Origin of the sequence: Nocardia sp. NPDC058058 (genome assembly GCF_042885355.1) — a bacterium.
Lineage (GTDB): Bacteria > Actinomycetota > Actinomycetes > Mycobacteriales > Mycobacteriaceae > Nocardia.
Genome location: NZ_JBHVSA010000001.1, coordinates 109816 through 127435, shown reverse-complemented (window position 1 = coordinate 127435; position 17620 = coordinate 109816). Strand labels below are relative to the sequence as shown.

The window sequence follows — 17620 nt, the reverse complement described above, 5'->3', positions numbered from 1 at the left end:
CACCATGCCGAACAACAAAGCACAGCGACTCCTGCGCGCCGCCGAGAAAGTCTCGGGCCGTCCGCTACGGCTACGACTTCGCCTGTGGGACAACAGCACCGCGGGAACCGAAGGCTCCGTCGTCGTACTGCGCGATCCGAAGGCACTGCGCCGCATACTGTTCCGGCCGAACGATCTCGGCGTCGCGCGCGCCTATATCGCCGGTGATCTCGAAGTCGAGGGCAGCCTGGTCGATTTCATGCGCGAATTCATGCTGGCCGCCGACACCACATTCGACGATATCCTGGCTCGCCGGATCCGGCCCCTCGCCGCCCGAGCGGTCGCCGCGGCCGGCACCACCGGGTGGTTACTCCGCAACGGCCTGCTCGGTCTGCCGGTGCCGCCGCCCGCGTCCGAGGTCCGGCGCACCACCTCGCGCGGCGCCGAAGCCGTCCGCCATCACTACGACCTGAGCGACGAGTTCTATCGGCTCATGCTCGGACCGACCATGGTGTACTCCTGCGCGGTCTGGAAGAACCCCGCCCAGCCCATCGATCTGGAGGAAGCGCAGATCGCCAAGCTGGACCGGATCTGTCAGCGCCTGGAACTGCAACCGGGTATGCGAGTGCTCGATATCGGTTGCGGCTGGGGCGCATTGGCCGTGCACGCCGCCAAACACTATGGCGTGGAGGTGGTCGGGGTCACCCTGGCCCGCAATCAGGTCGCCCATGCTCAGCGGTGGGCCGAGGAGTCCGGGGTCGGCGATCGCACCGAGTTCCGCCTCTGTGATTTCCGGGATGTCACCGACGGTCCCTTCGACGCGGTCTCCAGCATCGAGATGACCTTCCACCTCGACACCCGGGGTCGCGCCCAGCACGCTCGCGCCCTGCACGACCTGGTCCGCCCGGGCGGGCGGATCTTCTGCCACGAGATCACCGCGTCCGCCAGAGGGCGGCTGTTCCAACGCGGTTCCGGCTTCATCACCGCGTATATCTTCCCCGAGATCGATGTCCCGACCCGCGACTCGGCCATCAGCACCCTCGAATCGGCCGGGTTCGAGATCGCCACCGTGGAGAACCTTCGCACCCACTTCACCGCCAGTCACCTGGCCTGGCTCCGCAATATCGAGGACAACTGGGACGAGATGGTCACCATTGTCGGCGAACAACGCGCCCGCGCCTGGCGGCTGTTCGCCGCCACCTCCGTGGTCAGCTGCGATATCGACAATATCGGCATCACCCACACCGTCGCGCACCGTCGCGCCTGATTCGAGCCGGGATCTTTTGTAACACTCGTTAAAGTACGTGCTACTGTTCCGGACATGCCTCGCCCCAAGGGATTCGACACCGATCATGTGATCGACGCCGCCATGTCGGCGTTCTGGAACAAGGGCTACGCGGCCACCTCCGCCCAGGATCTGGTGGAGTCCACCGGGCTGGGGCGAGGCAGCCTGTATCACTCCTTCAGCGGCAAACACCAGCTGTTCATGGAGGCATTGCGCCGCTACGAGAGCGAATGGACCGCGCGCCAGGTCGAATTGCTCGGCGGGGACGGACCCGTGCGCGGACGCATTCGCACCGTGCTGATGACGGTCGTCGACGAGGAATCCGGCGTCGTTCCGGCGAATCGGGGCTGCCTGGCGGTCAATTCCATCGTCGAACTCGGCGGCAGCGATCCGGAGGCCACCGCCCAGGTGCGCCGCATCTTCGATCGAATGCAGGACGCCTTCCAGGAAGCGCTCGAACGGGCGCGGCGCGACGATGAGATCAGCGCGAATCGCGATCCGCGCGCACTGGCGGCGTATCTGCTCACCGTCATGTACGGGCTGCGGGTGCTCGGTAAGACCGCGGATCGCGAGACCATGATCGGCACCGTCGAGACCGCGCTGGCATCGCTCTAGCGGGTGCGAATCCCGCTCTCTTGAAAGAACTTTCACCTCGGTGGCCTTGCGCTACCCGCATAGTGGAACGATCAGTACAAATCAGTGAGGAAATCTTGATGACAGCGCAATCCCCGACCGCTGCCGTTCTCGGCACCGGCATCATCGGTGCGCCGGTGGCCCGAAATCTGCGGCAGGCCTTCACCGTTCGCGTGTGGAACCGGACCCGCGCCGGTGCCGAGCCCCTGGCCGAAGACGGAATTCACGTGGCGGACACCGCGGCCGAGGCGGTATCCGGTGCCCAGGTCATCGTCACCGTGCTCACCGACGCGACAGCGGTACGGCAGGTGATCGACGCCGCCGCGCCCGCACCGGGCACGGTGTGGATCCAACTGAGCACGGTCGGCGACACCGATATGGACGAGTTGGCCGCCTTCGCCACATCGCGCGGGCTGGTCTTCTACGACGCGCCGGTGCTGGGCACCAAACGGCCCGCCGAACTCGGCCAATTGGTTGTCCTGGCCGCCGGGCCCGATAGCCAACGGGACACGGCCGCATCGGTTTTCGATGCGATCGGCGGTCGTACCCTCTGGATCGGCGAACTGCCCGGTGCGGCGACCCGACTCAAGCTCGCGGTGAACAGCCTGGTGTTCGCGCTCACCCACGGTATCGCCGAAAGCCTTTCACTCGCCCGGGCGCTGGGGCTGGACCCGAAGCTGGTCGTCGAAGCGGTGTCGGGCGGACCGCTGGACAGCGGTTTCCTCCAGTCGAAGGCGGGCGCGACACTGCTCGGCGATTTCTCCGCGGCGTTCTCGATTGCCAACGCGGTCAAGGACTCTCAGCTCATTGTCGACGCTGCCGCGCGCGCCGGAATCGCGGTCGATGTCAGCGCGGCCGGACTGGAACGGTTCCGCCGGGTCGCCGAGGCGGGGCATGCCGCCGCCGATATGGCCGCCTCCATCCTGGGTGGCCGGGTGGCAGAGCGATGACCAGCGCCACGGCTGCCACGACCGCCCCGAGCCGTCTGCCCGTGGGCAAACTGCTCGCCTTCACCACGGCCGGATTCCTGGCCATCATCACCGAAACCATGCCCGCCGGACTCCTGCCGCATATCGCCGACGGACTCCGCGTATCCGAATCCCAGGCCGGTCAACTCGTCACCCTCTACGCACTGGGTTCGGTGGCCGCCGCCATCCCGGTGATCACCGCCACCCGTGGAATCCGCCGTCGCCCACTGCTTTCGGCCGCGGTGGCGAGCATGGTTGTCTGCAATGCCGTGACCGCCGCATCGTCCAATTACGCGCTCACACTGTCCGCGCGCTTCGCGGCGGGCATGGCGGCCGGGGTGATCTGGGGACTGCTCGCCGGATACGCGCGCCGCCTGGTGCCCGAACACGCGCAGGGCCGTGCGCTGGCGGTGGTCGGCGTCGGACAGCCGATCGCCCTGGCCCTGGGCGTGCCGTTGGGCACCTGGCTGGGTGGGCTCATGGATTGGCGCGCCGCGTTCTGGATCACCTCGGCGCTCGCGGCGGCGCTACTGGTGTGGATTCGCGCGGCGGTGCCCGATCAGCCGGGCCAGGACGTCCGCGATCGCCTGGCTCTGCGACAGGTTTTCACCATCCCCGGTGTACGCCCGGTACTCGCCGTTGTTCTGCTCTGGATCCTGGCGCACAACGTGTTCTACACCTACATATCGGCATTCCTGGCCCGCTCCGGTCTGCAACAGCGCACCGATCTCATGCTGCTCATCTTCGGCGCGGCGGCCATCGCGGGTATCTGGGCCACCGGCACGCTGGTCGACACCCGGCTGCGGGCGACGATGCTCGTCAGCCTCGGGGTGTTCGCCCTCGCCACCGGCGTGCTCGCCGTCGCGGGTACCGCACCGGTGGTCGCGATCATCGGAATCATCGCCTGGGGCTTGGCTTTCGGCGGTGCACCCACGCTGTTGCAGGCGGCGATCGGGAAAGCGGCGGGCGCCGAGGCCGATGTCGCGCAATCGATGTTGGTGACGGTGTTCAACCTCGCGGTCGCGGGCGGCGGGTTGCTCGGAGGAATCCTGTTGCAGGGCAATGGAACCCAGTCGCTGCCCGGCGCGGCCGCGGTCATCGCACTCGCGGCACTGGCGGTGGCCGCGACCCGGTGACGGTGGATCAGTGGTGCTGAACCGGTGACCAGAAAGGGCTTGCGCGATGTTGGCCACGTCGCGCGAGACCCGGCACAATGCCCACATGATCACCGTTGACTCCGTCTACCTCGATGGGCGGTCGCTGCCCGGTCTCCAGGCGACGAATTCGACCCGCGACCAGCGCGCACCGGGGGCGTTCGCGTGGATCGGGGTGCGGGATCTCGACGATGACGATCTGGCCCGGCTGCACGACGCGGTCGGGCTGGATCCGGTCCCGCTTACGAAAGCTCATCGGTCGCTGCAACGGCCCGGGGTGGAAGTCCACGGCGAGACCGTGATCGTCGCGATGACCACGGGCCACTACAACCCGGCGGACACCTCCATCGACGTCGCGGACGTATTGGTCGCCGTCGGAAGGGATTTCATCGTCACCATCGGCGGCGACCTCACTCCCCCGCCCACCGAGCCCGGTGCCGACTCCGAACTCGCCGGCGGCCCGCTCGCCGCGTTCCGCGTCGTCCTGGACCTCATCATCGATGATTACCTGACCCTGCTCGATCACCTCGACCGCGAGATCAAACAGGTTGAACGAGAAGTCTTCTCGACCAACGGCGAGAATCCGGTCGAACAGATCTACCGCCTGCGCCGCCTCCTGATGGAATTCGAGCAAACCACCTCCCCCCTCGTCGACGAACCACTCGAACGCCTGGTCCGCCGCCGCCTGCCCGCCTGGATCGCCGAGGACCCCTACGGCGTGAACGTAGGCGAACAGGCACTGCGCGAAATCGACCGGCAATTCCGCCATATCGACAACCGCGTCACCGCCCGCCGCGAACTCCTCGACGGCGTCCTCAACGCCAACCTCACCCAGGTGGGCATCCGCCAGAACGAGGACATGCGAAAAATCTCCGCCTGGGTGGCCACCGCGGCGGCCCCCACCCTCGTCGCCGGCATCTACGGCATGAACTTCCAGCACATGCCCGAACTCTCCTGGTCCCACGGCTACCCCGCCGCACTGGGCGTGATGATCACCCTGGCAGCCCTGGTCCAAGCTCTCTTCCGCCGCAAAGGCTGGCTCTGACGCCTACCGACCGCCCGCGTTGCGATTACGCACTGCCACTGTCGATCTCGCTTTCGGGCTATAAAGACTCGGCACGACAATATTCTTTTGTCAGGTGTACCGAATCATGGGCATCCGCGCCGCCGAGGTAAAGGGGGTGCCGGGCTTTATGGTTAGATCAAGATCCAATCACGATCGCGACAGCCGGAACCGCAACCGTCATTGCCCGCAGCGCAACGGCCGTCGTGAAGCACGATAAGCAAGGATCCAGTGTCACAACCGTTCGACTCCGGCGCCGCCAACGCGGGCCGGGAACTCAGCTCGATCGACCCTGTCCTCTGGCCGGAACGCATTCGGCGCCAGGTCATGGGCGGCTACCTGCAGCGACGCCGCACCGAGCTCGGGCTCACCCAGGCTTTTGTCGCCGCTCGGCTGCAGACCAAGGAAGAAACCTACTCGCGCTGGGAACGCGGAACTCGATTCCCCGACACCGCGACTCTCGAGCAGATCTTCGATGTGCTGGAACTTCCGTTCTGGGCAATGCGCAAAATCCAATCATTGGTATTCACCAGAGCCCATCGATTACGTCTCGGTGAATGGCCACCCACACTGACCGAAGACGACTTCGATCATTTGGAAGCAATAGACGCCCCGGCATATCTGCATCTGATGCCGCAATACGACATGGTTGCGCGAAACTACCGGGCGGCGGAGATACTGCCCGACTTCGCCCCCGCGCCGTTCACCGCGGACCGGCCGGTCAATGTCATCGCATGGCAACTGCGGGCAATGACCGACGGTGACCGACGGATCGTCAATATCGAAGACGTCCTGTCCCGCCTGGTCTGGCTGCTCAAGACAATGGGACTCGGGATCGTGGAGCCGACCCGGATGGCGCAGATCCGCAGTGAATGCGTCGCCATCAACCGCGAGCTGTTCGAAGACCTCTGGCGCACCGGCGTTTCCGAGGAGAAGATCTACGACCCCGAGGTCATCATGCTCGATCCCGGCACCGGGAAACCTCGCCACTTCACCATGCGGTGCAAACACGACATACACCCGCCGAAGGAGTACGAGACCTACGTCATGGCCGAGGTCGGTCTCGCCCGAGGAGTCGGCGTCGACCGCGACCGCCGCGGCCTCGGCTGGAACGTTCCGCCCGCCGAGATCCCCGACAACGTGATCAGCCTGCACTCGCGCGCGCAGGAGACGCTGCGCGGATGGTGACCACCGCCGCATACCGGCCATCGCCCGCCTGACCTACCCCGACAACATATCCACACGAGCGCGGCGCATCTCCGCCTCGGCATATACGGTCAAAGTTGTTGCCCTACAGTATTTCCAGCGCCTGCACAGCCCAAACACAACGGGCCGTACGACCGCTGGCGAGAGGTTGATTCCCGCGTGACGAGCACAAACGACGATCACAGCGCAGGCCCATGCCCCGCGTGGTGCGTCCAAGCAGGCAAAATCGACGCGGAACCGCACGTGCACACCGGATTCCGATCCACAGTCACCGCCACCTTCTCCCAAGACCTGTCGATGTACCTCACCACCGCCGACGGCATCGACCAACTCCAAATCTCCTTCGGCGGCTACTACGCCGCAGGCATGACCATCGCCCAAGCCGAACGCTTCTCCCGCGACCTCGCCCGCCTGGTCGAACAAGCCCGCTCCGCCAACACCCATCGCCCCGAACAGTAGGTCGCAACCGAAATCGCCGACGGCTGCCAGCGACACCACTTCACCTGGCTCCCATGCCAAACGTCCTTGCAGGAAAGCGTTTTCAGGGACGACCGCACGCGGAGACTTAATGTTCGACAACGACGTCGCCCACGCGGCCACGATCAACCTCCCCGGTCGCACCAGATGAGGCGCGGCTGAAGCGCACTCATCGCGCCGCTCGACCAGTTGACGTGGTCGCCGAACTCGGCCACGAACATCTCCGCCGACACAACCTCCGGCATACCGGGCCCACTTGGTTGGCCGATCCACAGGTCACCAAGCTCTACCTACACCCGAATGCGGCAGCGTTCCAGAACGCCGGGAACCTACTGTCACTGCACCTGGAAGCGCCGAACGGCCATCAAATGGCCACCATCTCCGGCTGGTCAAGTAAAGGAAAACCCCCTCCGACCGAGGTCGGAGGGGATTTCATATGTCGGGCTGACAGGATTTGAACCTGCGACCACTTGACCCCCAGTCAAGTGCGCTACCAAGCTGCGCCACAGCCCGTGGTACTTCTTGCACTCCGCTGCGCTTCGTGCTCGATGAGATTACATCAGGACCCCCCTGTTCCTCCAAATCGGCTGGTGCCGGGCGATTCGGGCGGGGTGGGGGGTGGGTTTGGTTGGGGGTGAATCGTGGTCTGGGGCAAGGGGTATACGGGTGGGGTCAGGGGGTGCAGATTGCGGTGTTGAAGGCTTGTTGGAGGGCGGTGGTGGCGGCGGGGGTGTCGGAGCGTTGGTTGGCCATGAGGGTTACGGCTCGGCCGTTGCCGGTGATGCCGTCGGAGGTTTTGAAGCCGGGGATGGAGCCGCCGTGGCCCCAGACCTGTTTGTCGCAGGGGACGGTGAGGTTGGCCAGGCCCAGGGCGTAGTTGATGCCGGCGGGGCGGTTGGTGAGGGGTTTGGGGTCTTTTTGCATTTCGGTCAATTGGGTGGGGGCGAGGAGTTTTTCGAAGAGCAGGGCGGTGAAGAAGCGGTTGAGGTCGGCGCCGGTGGAGACCATGGCGCCCGCCGAGGATGCCCAGGAGGTATCGAGGCGGGTCAGGTCTACCCGGTGACCGTCCGCGGCTTCGTAGCCCTGGGGGTGGGGGTCGCGGAGGTCTACCTCGCCGGGGGCGGGGATGTAGGTGGCTTTCAGACCGAGGGGGGTGATGATGCGGCGGGTGACCTCGTCGGAATAGGGGTTGCCGGTGATCTTCTCTATCAGCATTCCGACTATCAGATAGTTGGTGTTGCTGTATTCGGCTTTCTCGCCGGGCGGGAAATGCGCGGGCATGGTGGTCAGGGCGGCATGGACCAGGTCGGCGGGGTTGAAGTGCTGGGTGAGCATGGTTTCGTAGTCGCCGTCCAGCTGCGGCATTTCCAGGTATTCGGGGAGGCCGCTGGTGTGCTGCATGAGGTTTCGGACGGTGATGCGATTTCCGTCGATGCCGTCGCCCTGAACCACGCCGGGGAGGTAGCGCTCGATGGGGGCGTCGAGGTCCACTTTGCCTTCGGCCACCAATTGCATCACCACGGTGGCGACGAAAGTCTTGGTATTGCTGCCGATTCGGACGCGGGCATCGGCGGGGAACGGTGCGCCGGTGTCGGCGTTTCCGACGCCGGAGGCAGCGGTCCATTCCTGGCCGTTCTCGGTGACCACCACGCGGACCCCGGCGATGCCCGCGGCGACCACGGCGTCGAGCGCGCGTTGCACCTCGGCGCGGCTCGAATCCGAGAGGGGTTGGGGCGCAGCGGGTTCCGCGCCGGAGGTGCATGCGGCCAGCGCGCATGCCAGGGCTACGCCGCCCACCAGGATTCGACTCGCTCGCAGCTTCGACGTCATGGATCGAGGGTCACACGGCGGGGGTGGCGGGCACATCGGCCGCAAGTCCTATGCGCACCCCGAAACTCCCCCGACGACCCCTACCTATCGAGGGGACGGCGGGAGTCCAGGCGGGCGCGGTCGGCGGCGGCGCGGCCCGCATCCCAGCCCTCGGCACTGCGAATGGCGATGCCGCGGTTACGGGCTTGCGGGAACAACGCGTCGAAGGCGGTGTCGACGACGAGTTGGTGCGAGGCCAGAACCGGTAGGAGACGTTCCGGCGCAACGGATTCCGCGATGGTGGCGGCGGTCGCCGCAGCCAGGCGTTCACCGATCCGGGTGGCGTAGGCGACCAGGAACGCCTTGCGGAACACCCGCCTGCGGGCCGCATCGGTTGCGGCGTTCCCGCTGGCGATCATCGCCCGGGTGGCCTGCACCAGCAGCGAGGTGGAGAGCAGTTCGACGGCGTCGAGATCGCCCTCATCGCCGACGATGGTCACGAAGCCCCATTCCGCGAAGAAGATGGCGCGACTGCGATTGGCATTGGCCACCACGTCGATGAGCAGGGCTTTGGCGTCCGTATACGGCGTATCGAGCCAGATTCGACGGGCTCCGGGGAGATCGGGTACGGCGGTATCGGCGTCGACCAGCACGCGATCGAGCGCGTATTTGGTCATCAATTCCTGCGCCTTGGCCGAAAGCGCTTCGGCCTCTTCGGGAAACGAGGTCGACTCGGCTTTGGCGAGCAGACCGCGAACCCGCCCGAGCACCTTTTCGTCGACGTGGTGCGGGATATCGGCGGTCGGGCGGGCGGTGCCGGGCAATGGCCGGATGAGTTCCATTTTCGGCAGCAGCATCAATAGCGCCAGCGCCTCGATGACCGCGGTGAGGGCCTCCGCCGGGGTCAGCATGTGTTTTGCCGCCCATTGGGACAGATGCGGCGAGGCATCCGTCCACCAGACTTCCGCGTTCAATTCACGAAGTTGAGTGAGCCAGGTTTCGTCGACGGTGACGGGCGCGAAGGGCCGAATATAGGCGGCCACCGCATCGGTGATGAAACCGATGGCGAAGGGATCGAGCCGTCGTTGCGCCGATTGCGCGACGTCCGCGGGCAGCCAGCCGTTCTCGAAGACCCTGGCCAGAACGCGCTGACCTGCCAGTTGTGTACCGTGCTCGACCTCTGGGCGCAGCGATCCGTCCCCCGCGAACAGCGTGCCGAAGCGTTTGGCGACCGCCACGTCTCCGCGCGCGGTTTTGCTCTGCGCTCCGCTCTGCGCCGATTGCATCGCGGCGGTCATGAGCGCATTACCGAATTCCGCGACAGTCGGTTGCCTGTCCTCGGGCACACCCACCGATGCCCAGAATTCGGCATCGCTCTGCTGCGCCCGCTGCTTGGCCGCGCGATGTTTGCGATTCGGTTTAGCCATGGTCGCCGGCCCGCGCGTGGATCCCTGTCACCCGCCGACCCTATTTCACGAGGTTCCGGGGGCGTCGCGGGGCCGCAGTGGCCGGACCATCGGACCGATCGGCCATACTCGATTGGTGGCGGCCACCTTTCCCAGGGGCCGACCGGTGAAAGGAACTCGCCGTGGCGAACAATGAACTGACAGTTGCGATTCTGGGTCCGGGTGGCGTGGGTGGACTGCTCGCGGCACTGCTGGCCCGAGCCGGCAATCGGGTGATCTGCCTGGCCGGAGCGAAAACGGCGGAGAGCCTGCGCGACAATGGAATCCAGGTCCGCAGTGCGCAATTCGGCGATTTCACGGCGCGGGTGGAGGCGGATACCGAGCTGCGCGAGCCCGTGGACGCCTGCCTCATAGCGGTGAAACACACGAGCTTGGACGCGGCCTTGGATCGCATCCCGCCCGAGGCACTCGGCGACGGACTCCTCGTTCCCCTGTTGAACGGCGTCGAACATCCGGCACTGCTGCGCAACCTCTATCGCCCGGATCGAGTGTCCCCCGGCATAATTCGAGTCGAATCGACCCGCGTGGCGCCCGGGGTGATCGAGCATGCGAGCCCGTTCGCCGAGATCGATCTGACCGATGAGACGGTCCCGGACGCGCGAGTGAAACCGCTGGCCGATGCGCTCGCCACCGCTGGACCCGCGGTGCGAATTCTCGGCGACGAGGCCGCCGCGCTCTGGGCGAAAATGTCCTTCCTGGCCCCGTTCGCCCTGCTCACCACCAGATACGCGGTCCCACTCGGCGATATCAGAACGCGGCACGCCGATGAGCTGACGGCCCTGGTCGCGGAAACGGTGACCGTCGCCCGCGCGCACGCCGCGCCCATCGACGCAACCCAGGTCCTGGCCCGCTACAACGCTTTCCCACCGCAGGCCAAATCCTCCATGCAGCGCGACGCCGAAGCGGGCCACCCGATCGAACTGGACGCGATCGGCGGCGCACTGCTCCGCGCGGCGCACAACCTCGATATTCCGGTCCCAGTGGCCACCCGCCTTGTCCAAGAATTACGAGCCACACACGGTTGATCCGGCAGGGACATCAACGGGTATGACCCAGGTCATATTGATACCCCCAGGGGGTATGCGCTTATAGTCGTCGGCAGCGGAGGTTCCGCTGTGACGGGGCAGCCCGTGGAGCGCAAGGAGAACGGCTATGAGCAGCGACGCGAACGGCAGCAGCTACACGGTTTCCGGGATCACGTGTGGCGGGTGCGTCGGGAAGGTCGAGGCCGCGGTGGGGAAACTCGCCGGGGTCGACGGCGTTCGGATCGAGCTTGCCACCGGGCGGATGGATGTTTTCGGGGCGGGCGACGACGCATTGATTCAAGCCACTGTCGAGCAGCTGGGCTACCGGATAGCCAAAGGCTGAAGTGAAGTCCGCGTCATCGGGATCGGCCCGGTGACGCGGACGGGAGGACCGTTCGATGATCACCATGCTGCTCCGGAACCGGGACTATCTGCGGCTGTTCACGGCGCAGGTCTCGGCGCTGTTCGGGACCGGATTGACCACTGTCGCACTGGGATTGCTCGCCTACGAGTTGGCGGGCGCGGATGCGGCGGCCGTGCTCGGCACGGCGCTCACCATCAAGATGTTCGTCTACGTCACGGTCGCGCCGGTGGTGGCGGCCTATGCCGATCGGCTGCCGCGCAGGCTGTTTCTGTTCGGGCTCAATGTGATTCGCGCGGTGGTGGTGCTGGCGCTGCCGTTCATCGATCAGGTGTGGCAGATTTACGCGCTGATAGCGGTATTGCAGACCGCCTCCGCGGCTTTCACACCCACCTATCAGGCGATCATCCCCGATATCCTGCCCGATGAGCGGGAGTACACCCGCGCGCTGTCGGCGGCACAGTTGGCCGCGACCATGGAGACGCTGCTCAGTCCCATGCTGGCCGCCGCGACGCTGCTGTTGATCAGCTTCCATTGGCTGTTCATCGGCACCGCAATCGGATTCGTGATTTCGGCGGGCCTGGTGCTCGGCACGCGCATCCCGGATGTCCGAGCCACCTCGGCGGGCGATTTCCGGCAGCGACTCACCGTCGGCATGCGAATCTTCGCGGCGACTCCGCGACTGCGCGGACTGCTCGGGTTGAATCTCGTTGTCGTGGCGGCGGGTTCGGTGATCATGGTGAATACCGTCAACTACGTCCGCGATACGCTCGGCGGTACCCAGACCGGTGTGGCGATGCTGTTGGCCGCCAATGGTTTCGGGACGATGCTGATCGCACTGGCCCTCCCCCGCCTGCTGGACAGGATCGACGCACGGCCCGTCATGCTGACCGGAGCCGCGACGCTGTTCACCGCTCTCGCGGCGGCAATCGCACTGTCCCTGGCGGACTCGGGCGACTGGCGTTGGGTCGCGGCACTGACGGTGTGGGCCGTCACCGGCGCCGGCACCGCCGCGATACTCACCCCGACCGGACGGGTGCTGCGCGCCTCGGCCCGGCCCGCCGACCGGCCCGCGCTATTCGCGGCGCAGTTCTCGCTCTCGCACCTGGCGTGGCTGCTCACCTATCCGATCGCCGGATGGCTCACCACCGCAGCCGGTTTCACCATCACCTGGATAACCCTGGCGGGTCTCGCCGCGACGGGAATCGTGGTGGCACTGCGGATGTGGCCGCGGCATGATCCGGCGGAGCTCACCCACCTGCACGAGGTGGGGACCATCGCCCCGGCTCGACTGGCCGATGCCATCCGAATCACCGATCGCCTGTACGAGCACACGCACGCCTACGTCATCGATGCCGAGCACCCGCGCTGGCCGAGCACCGATCATCGGCAACCGGTGCTGGCCGCATGAGAGGACAGTCGCACACCGGCAGCCCGGCAATGGCCACGGCCGCCGGTGTGAACTGGCCTTTCGGGCGCGATTTCACCCGCCGAGTGTGAGGCGGGCGAAACCGCCACTGCGGAACGCTGACACGAGAGCTCCAGCCACCGAGCTCGTACCGACCGCCCACCTCGACGTTCGGAGGCATCGTGCCAGCCCACCATCCGCAATCGCTCCGCCTCGCGCCGCCGCCGGACAACTCGCGATCACTACCGCGCGAAACCCCACAACCGCTCTATCCCCGATCGCCGCGCACCAGCTCACAACCGCAGCGAGCCTCCCAGGCACACGACAACACGCCGACGCTTCGTGCTCCAGCGCCGCGCGGCAACCCGCAGTCGCGGCCGCGCGCACGCGATGGTGCGCAATCGCTGCTTCTGCCGCGAGGAGTCGACTATGCGCAGCCATCGGAGTCGTATGCCCTCGATCGCGCGGAGCCGCCCCGCTTCGGGGATACGTTGCGTCAATTGCGGGTGTCCCGGCGTATTTCCCGGGAGTCGCTGGCTGTCACCAGCGGTGTGAGTGTCAGTTATCTGTCGCATCTCGAGCGTGGGCGGCGGGATCGGCCCGGGGCGGCGGTGCTCGCCGCACTGCTTGCTTCGCTGGATCGGGTGCGGTTGGTCAGTCCGGCGGAGCGCCGGCTGTGTTTCGATCTGGCCGGGGTGAGTATGAATGGCGCTCCGTCGCCGCGTCAGTTGCGCGAGGCCATTTCCGGTGCGGCGCATCGGAGGATGATGCGGCGGGAGGGGTTGTCCGCGTATATCGATGCCCGGCTGCATGTGCTGGCCTGCAATGCGACATTCGCGGCGGCGCATCCCGGCGTCCTCGAATCCCGCAGCCTGCTGCACTGGTACCTGGAGACCGACCGCTCGAAGGAGTCGATCGGGAACCGTGATGAGGCGCTCGCTCTCCTGATGGGCTGGTTACGCGGTATGGCCGGTGCGCTGCATCGTCCGGACGCGTTCGTGGACCTGCTCGCCGATCTGGGCAGGTTCCCCGAGTTCGAGCGCGGCTGGGCCGAGGCCGAACCGTTCTACTTCGAGGATCCGAAAATGTTGCGGCTGCGCGATTCCGGGACCGGGGTGGAATCCATCGTCTCGATTCAGGCATTCGGTGTGGGTTCGGTGCGTTTTCCCGGCTGGATCCGGTACCTGGACGGCGGTCCGGCGGATCCCCGCGACACGCGGTGATCTCCTTGCGGATTCGGGCACGGGCGGGGCGTCGGTTCGCTTAGCGTGAGGCGGTTGCCGTCGAGAGAGGTCACTGATGCGAACCGGGATGCTGAGTGTTGCGGAGCTGGTGGGGCAGGTCGAGGCGGGGGCGATCGACACCGTGCTGGTGGCCATGACCGATATGCAGGGGCGGTTGCAGGGAAAGCGTTGTTCCGCACGGTATTTCGTGGAGGAGGTGCTCGATCAGGCCACCGAGGCGTGCAATTATCTGCTGGCCGTGGATGTGGAGATGAACACGGTCGACGGGTACGCCATGTCCTCATGGGACACCGGGTACGGGGATTTCGTGCTGCGGCCGGATCTGTCGACGCTGCGGCTGGTGCCGTGGTTGCCGGGGACCGCGCTGGTGCTCTGCGATGTGGAGCAGGTGGATTCGGGCGGGCAGCCGGTGGCGGCCTCGCCGCGCCAGGTCTTGCGGGCGCAGCTGGATCGGCTGGCCGAACACGGGCTGTACGCCTATGCCGGAACCGAGCTCGAATTCCTGGTGTTCGACGACAGTTACGAGGCGGCGTTCCGGGGCGGATACCGGGAGCTGACGCCCGCGAATCAGTACAACGTCGACTATTCGATGCTCGGGACGGCTCGGATCGAACCGCTGCTGCGGCGAATTCGCAATGAAATGTCCGGGGCCGGAATGTATGTCGAGTCCGCCAAGGGCGAATGCAATCCCGGCCAGCACGAGATTGCGTTCCGCTACGACGAGGCACTTGTCACCTGCGATAACCACAGCATCTACAAGACCGGGGCCAAGGAGATCGCCGCACAGGAGGGGCGCAGCCTCACCTTCATGGCGAAATACAATGAGCGTGAAGGCAATTCGTGCCACATCCACCTGAGTCTGCGGGACGGCTCGGGTAAGCCGGTATTCGCCGGAGACGAGACCGACGGCGGCTCACCGCTCATGCGCCAGTTCCTGGCGGGCCAGCTCGAATGCCTCCGCGAGTTCACCTATTTGCTCGCCCCAAATATCAACTCGTACAAGCGATTTCAAGCGGGCAGCTTCGCTCCGACGGCGGTCGCGTGGGGCCGCGACAATCGCACCTGTGCGCTGCGCGTGGTCGGGCACGGCCCCGCGCTGCGGTTCGAGAACCGGGTGCCGGGCGGGGACGTGAACCCCTACCTCGCTGTCGCGGCCACCATCGCCGCCGGATTGCACGGCATCGAACAGCAGCTACCCCTGGAACCGGAGTTCCAAGGCAATGCCTACGTGTCGCAGCGGCCCCGGGTACCGCATACGCTGCGGGATGCCGCACGCCTGTTCGGCGAGAGCAAGATCGCGCAGCGGGCGTTCGGCGAGGATGTGGTGCGGCACTACCGGAATGCGGCGCAGGTCGAATTGGACGCCTTCGACGCCGCGGTGACCGATTGGGAGCGGGTGCGTGGATTCGAACGACTCTGAAGGGCTCTCCAGCGCGAGCGGCACGAGCGGCTCCGCGCAGTCCCGGCGGCCCCTGATCGGTCTGCCCACCTATTCCGAGCGCACGCGATTCGGACATTGGGATGTCGATGCCGCGGTGCTGTCGCGAACCTATGTCGATATGACCGAGCGGGCGGGCGGCATACCGGTGTTGCTGCCGCCCAGCGGAACCGCGCGGCCGGAGTTGATCGAGCGACTGGACGGGCTGGTGCTCACCGGCGGAGCCGATATCGATCCCGAGCGGTACGACGCCGCGCCGCACGATGCGACGCGGGGGCTGCGACGGGATCGGGACGCGTCCGAGTTCGAACTGTTCGAGCTGGCCAGGGCGGTCGGCATGCCGGTACTGGCGGTGTGCCGCGGACTGCAATTGGTGAATGTCGCGCTGGGCGGCACACTGCACCAGCATCTTCCGGATGTGCTCGGGCATACCGATCACGCCCGCACGCCGGGCGTTTTCGGGGTGACCACGGTGCGGACCACCCCCGGCTCGCAGGTGGCCACCATCGCCGGGGCGGAGGTGAAGGTGCACTGTCATCACCATCAGGCGATCGACGTGCTCGCGGACGGTCTCACCGCCACCGCGCATGCCGCCGACGGCACCATCGAGGCGGTGGAGACCAGCGGTGCGCCGTTTCTGGTGGGCGTGCAATGGCATCCGGAGGAGAACTCCGCCGACGACCGCCTCATGCGGGCGCTGGTGGCACAGGCGACACGCTATGGAAGGGAGCGCAATCGGTGACAACGACCCAGGTGATCAACCCCGCGACCGAATCGGTGGTGGCGACGGTGGAGGCGGCCGATCTGGCCGCCACGGACGCCGCGATCGAACGGGCGCAACGGGCGCTGCCGGGCTGGCGGGATATCGCGCCGGGTGATCGCGCGCGCCTGCTGCGCCGGTTCGCCGAGGCGATCGACGCCGATCTGGAGAACCTGGCGCAGCTAGAGGTGCGCAATGCCGGTCACACCATCGGCAATGCGCGCTGGGAGGCGGGCAATGCCCGCGATGTGCTGCACTACAGCGCGGGATTGCCGGAACGCCTGCTGGGCAATCAGATTCCGGTCGCCGGCGGCGTGGACATCACCTTCCACGAACCGCTCGGCGTGGTCGGCATCATCGTGCCGTGGAATTTCCCGATGCCGATCGCGGCCTGGGGTTTCGGTCCGGCGCTCGCGGCGGGCAATACCGTGGTGCTCAAACCGGCCGAACTCACCCCGCTGACCGCCATTCGCATCGGCGAGCTGGCGACGCAGGCGGGCTTGCCGGACAACGTCTTTCAGGTGATTCCGGGTAAGGGCTCGGTCGTGGGCGCGCGTTTCGTCACCCATCCCGCGGTGCGCAAGGTGGTGTTCACCGGTTCCACCGAGGTGGGCAGGGGCATCATGGCCGGTTGCGCCGAGCAGGTGAAGCGCGTGACGCTCGAATTGGGCGGTAAGAGCGCCAATATCGTGTTCGCCGACTCCGATCTGGAGAAGGCGGCCGCCACCGCACCCTACGGTGTCTTCGACAATGCCGGTCAGGACTGCTGCGCGCGATCCCGAATTCTGGTGCAGCGCAGTGTCTTCGACCGCTTCCTGGAGCTGCTGGAACCGGCGGTGCAGGGTGTGCGGGTCGGCGATCCCGCCGATGCGGCCACCGAGATGGGTCCGCTCATCTCGGCCGCGCATCGCGAGCGGGTCGCCGGATTCCTGGAGCCCTCCACCAAGATCGCCTTCACCGGCACCCGCGTCGAGGGTCCCGGATTCTGGTTCCCGCCAACGGTTGTGCTGCCCTCCTCCCCCGATGACCGCCTCCTCACCGAGGAGGTATTCGGCCCGGTGGTGGCGGTGCTGCCGTTCGAGGACGAGGCCGATGCCCTGCGCATCGCCAATGATTCCGAATACGGCCTGTCCGGCTCCATCTGGACCTCCGATGTGGGCCGCGCCTTGCGGGTGGCCCGGGGTGTCGAGGCCGGGAACCTGTCGGTGAATTCGCATTCCTCCGTGCGGTATTGGACGCCGTTCGGCGGATACAAGCAGTCCGGTCTGGGCCGTGAGCTCGGCCCGGATGCCGCCCGCGCCTTCACCGAGATCAAGAACGTCTTCATCGCCACCGACAATTAAG

Annotated in this window: 16 protein-coding genes and 1 tRNA gene; 14 read left to right on the top strand and 3 right to left on the bottom strand. The window is 66.4% G+C overall.

The features are described 5' to 3' along the window. Positions 1-4 precede the first annotated feature (4 nt). The 7 genes from ACFVUS_RS00615 to ACFVUS_RS00585 all read left to right on the top strand — a co-directional run bounded on the left by ACFVUS_RS00615 (position 5) and on the right by ACFVUS_RS00585 (position 6747). Positions 5-1246 (top strand): class I SAM-dependent methyltransferase, encoded by a 1242-nt coding sequence (locus ACFVUS_RS00615; RefSeq protein WP_387760997.1) that lies wholly within the window; start codon positions 5-7, stop codon positions 1244-1246. Between the two features lie 54 nt (positions 1247-1300). Beyond that, positions 1301-1879, top strand: coding sequence for a TetR/AcrR family transcriptional regulator (locus tag ACFVUS_RS00610; protein WP_387760996.1), 579 nt, complete (start codon positions 1301-1303; stop codon positions 1877-1879). Between the two features lie 98 nt (positions 1880-1977). After that, entirely contained in the window at positions 1978-2847 is an 870-nt protein-coding gene (locus ACFVUS_RS00605) for an NAD(P)-dependent oxidoreductase (RefSeq protein ID WP_387760995.1), read from the top strand. After that, complete coding sequence (locus tag ACFVUS_RS00600) at positions 2844-4001, top strand: MFS transporter (RefSeq protein ID WP_387760994.1); 1158 nt, start codon at positions 2844-2846, stop codon at positions 3999-4001. The genes ACFVUS_RS00605 and ACFVUS_RS00600 overlap by 4 nt, the downstream gene beginning before the upstream one ends. An 85-nt stretch (positions 4002-4086) precedes the next feature. Further along, positions 4087-5064 carry a CorA family divalent cation transporter gene (locus tag ACFVUS_RS00595; RefSeq protein ID WP_387760993.1) on the top strand — a complete coding sequence of 326 codons (978 nt, stop codon included), beginning with the start codon at positions 4087-4089 and terminating at the stop codon, positions 5062-5064. A gap of 249 nt (positions 5065-5313) precedes the next feature. Next, the gene (locus ACFVUS_RS00590) at positions 5314-6270 is read left to right on the top strand and encodes a helix-turn-helix domain-containing protein (RefSeq protein ID WP_387760992.1); all 957 of its coding nucleotides are present in this window, start codon (positions 5314-5316) and stop codon (positions 6268-6270) included. Positions 6271-6447: 177 nt separating this feature from the next. Next, on the top strand, positions 6448-6747 hold the full coding sequence (locus ACFVUS_RS00585; protein WP_387760991.1) for a hypothetical protein: 300 nt from the start codon (positions 6448-6450) through the stop codon (positions 6745-6747). Positions 6748-7204: 457 nt separating this feature from the next. Here ACFVUS_RS00585 and ACFVUS_RS00580 read toward each other — a convergent pair. The 3 genes from ACFVUS_RS00580 to ACFVUS_RS00570 form a co-directional block, all read right to left on the bottom strand. Then, positions 7205-7278, bottom strand: a tRNA-Pro gene (locus ACFVUS_RS00580). A gap of 159 nt (positions 7279-7437) precedes the next feature. Further along, positions 7438-8595, bottom strand: coding sequence for a serine hydrolase domain-containing protein (locus ACFVUS_RS00575; protein WP_387760990.1), 1158 nt, complete (start codon positions 8593-8595; stop codon positions 7438-7440). Positions 8596-8675: 80 nt separating this feature from the next. After that, positions 8676-10001 carry a DUF2786 domain-containing protein gene (locus ACFVUS_RS00570; protein WP_387760989.1) on the bottom strand — a complete coding sequence of 442 codons (1326 nt, stop codon included), beginning with the start codon at positions 9999-10001 and terminating at the stop codon, positions 8676-8678. A 161-nt stretch (positions 10002-10162) separates the two neighbouring features. Between ACFVUS_RS00570 and ACFVUS_RS00565 the strand changes: the two genes are divergently transcribed. The 7 genes from ACFVUS_RS00565 to ACFVUS_RS00535 all read left to right on the top strand — a co-directional run bounded on the left by ACFVUS_RS00565 (position 10163) and on the right by ACFVUS_RS00535 (position 17619). Beyond that, positions 10163-11065, top strand: coding sequence for a ketopantoate reductase family protein (locus tag ACFVUS_RS00565; protein ID WP_387760988.1), 903 nt, complete (start codon positions 10163-10165; stop codon positions 11063-11065). 127 nt (positions 11066-11192) lie between these two features. Further along, positions 11193-11408, top strand: a complete 216-nt coding sequence (locus tag ACFVUS_RS00560) for a heavy-metal-associated domain-containing protein (protein WP_387760987.1) — start codon at positions 11193-11195, stop codon at positions 11406-11408. Positions 11409-11463: 55 nt separating this feature from the next. Further along, the gene (locus ACFVUS_RS00555) at positions 11464-12837 is read left to right on the top strand and encodes an MFS transporter (RefSeq protein ID WP_387760986.1); all 1374 of its coding nucleotides are present in this window, start codon (positions 11464-11466) and stop codon (positions 12835-12837) included. A 179-nt stretch (positions 12838-13016) separates the two neighbouring features. Next, the gene (locus tag ACFVUS_RS00550) at positions 13017-14057 is read left to right on the top strand and encodes a helix-turn-helix domain-containing protein (RefSeq protein ID WP_387760985.1); all 1041 of its coding nucleotides are present in this window, start codon (positions 13017-13019) and stop codon (positions 14055-14057) included. A gap of 76 nt (positions 14058-14133) precedes the next feature. After that, a complete protein-coding gene (locus ACFVUS_RS00545) occupies positions 14134-15498 on the top strand; it encodes a glutamine synthetase family protein (protein WP_387760984.1) in 1365 nt (454 codons plus the stop codon). Further along, positions 15479-16258 carry a gamma-glutamyl-gamma-aminobutyrate hydrolase family protein gene (locus ACFVUS_RS00540; RefSeq protein ID WP_387760983.1) on the top strand — a complete coding sequence of 260 codons (780 nt, stop codon included), beginning with the start codon at positions 15479-15481 and terminating at the stop codon, positions 16256-16258. The genes ACFVUS_RS00545 and ACFVUS_RS00540 overlap by 20 nt, the downstream gene beginning before the upstream one ends. Further along, positions 16255-17619 carry an aldehyde dehydrogenase family protein gene (locus ACFVUS_RS00535; RefSeq protein ID WP_387760982.1) on the top strand — a complete coding sequence of 455 codons (1365 nt, stop codon included), beginning with the start codon at positions 16255-16257 and terminating at the stop codon, positions 17617-17619. The genes ACFVUS_RS00540 and ACFVUS_RS00535 overlap by 4 nt, the downstream gene beginning before the upstream one ends. Position 17620: the final 1 nt, after the last annotated feature.

Excerpts from the sequence above, each read along its gene's own strand:
- ACFVUS_RS00615 (WP_387760997.1), top strand. The coding sequence starts at position 5 with ATGCCGAACAACAAAGCACAGCGACTCCTGCGCGCCGCCGAGAAAGTC.
- ACFVUS_RS00610 (WP_387760996.1), top strand. The coding sequence starts at position 1,301 with ATGCCTCGCCCCAAGGGATTCGACACCGATCATGTGATCGACGCCGCC.
- ACFVUS_RS00605 (WP_387760995.1), top strand. The coding sequence starts at position 1,978 with ATGACAGCGCAATCCCCGACCGCTGCCGTTCTCGGCACCGGCATCATC.
- ACFVUS_RS00600 (WP_387760994.1), top strand. The coding sequence starts at position 2,844 with ATGACCAGCGCCACGGCTGCCACGACCGCCCCGAGCCGTCTGCCCGTG.
- ACFVUS_RS00595 (WP_387760993.1), top strand. The coding sequence starts at position 4,087 with ATGATCACCGTTGACTCCGTCTACCTCGATGGGCGGTCGCTGCCCGGT.
- ACFVUS_RS00575 (WP_387760990.1), bottom strand. The coding sequence starts at position 8,595 with ATGACGTCGAAGCTGCGAGCGAGTCGAATCCTGGTGGGCGGCGTAGCC.
- ACFVUS_RS00570 (WP_387760989.1), bottom strand. The coding sequence starts at position 10,001 with ATGGCTAAACCGAATCGCAAACATCGCGCGGCCAAGCAGCGGGCGCAG.
- ACFVUS_RS00560 (WP_387760987.1), top strand. The coding sequence starts at position 11,193 with ATGAGCAGCGACGCGAACGGCAGCAGCTACACGGTTTCCGGGATCACG.
- ACFVUS_RS00555 (WP_387760986.1), top strand. The coding sequence starts at position 11,464 with ATGATCACCATGCTGCTCCGGAACCGGGACTATCTGCGGCTGTTCACG.
- ACFVUS_RS00545 (WP_387760984.1), top strand. The coding sequence starts at position 14,134 with ATGCGAACCGGGATGCTGAGTGTTGCGGAGCTGGTGGGGCAGGTCGAG.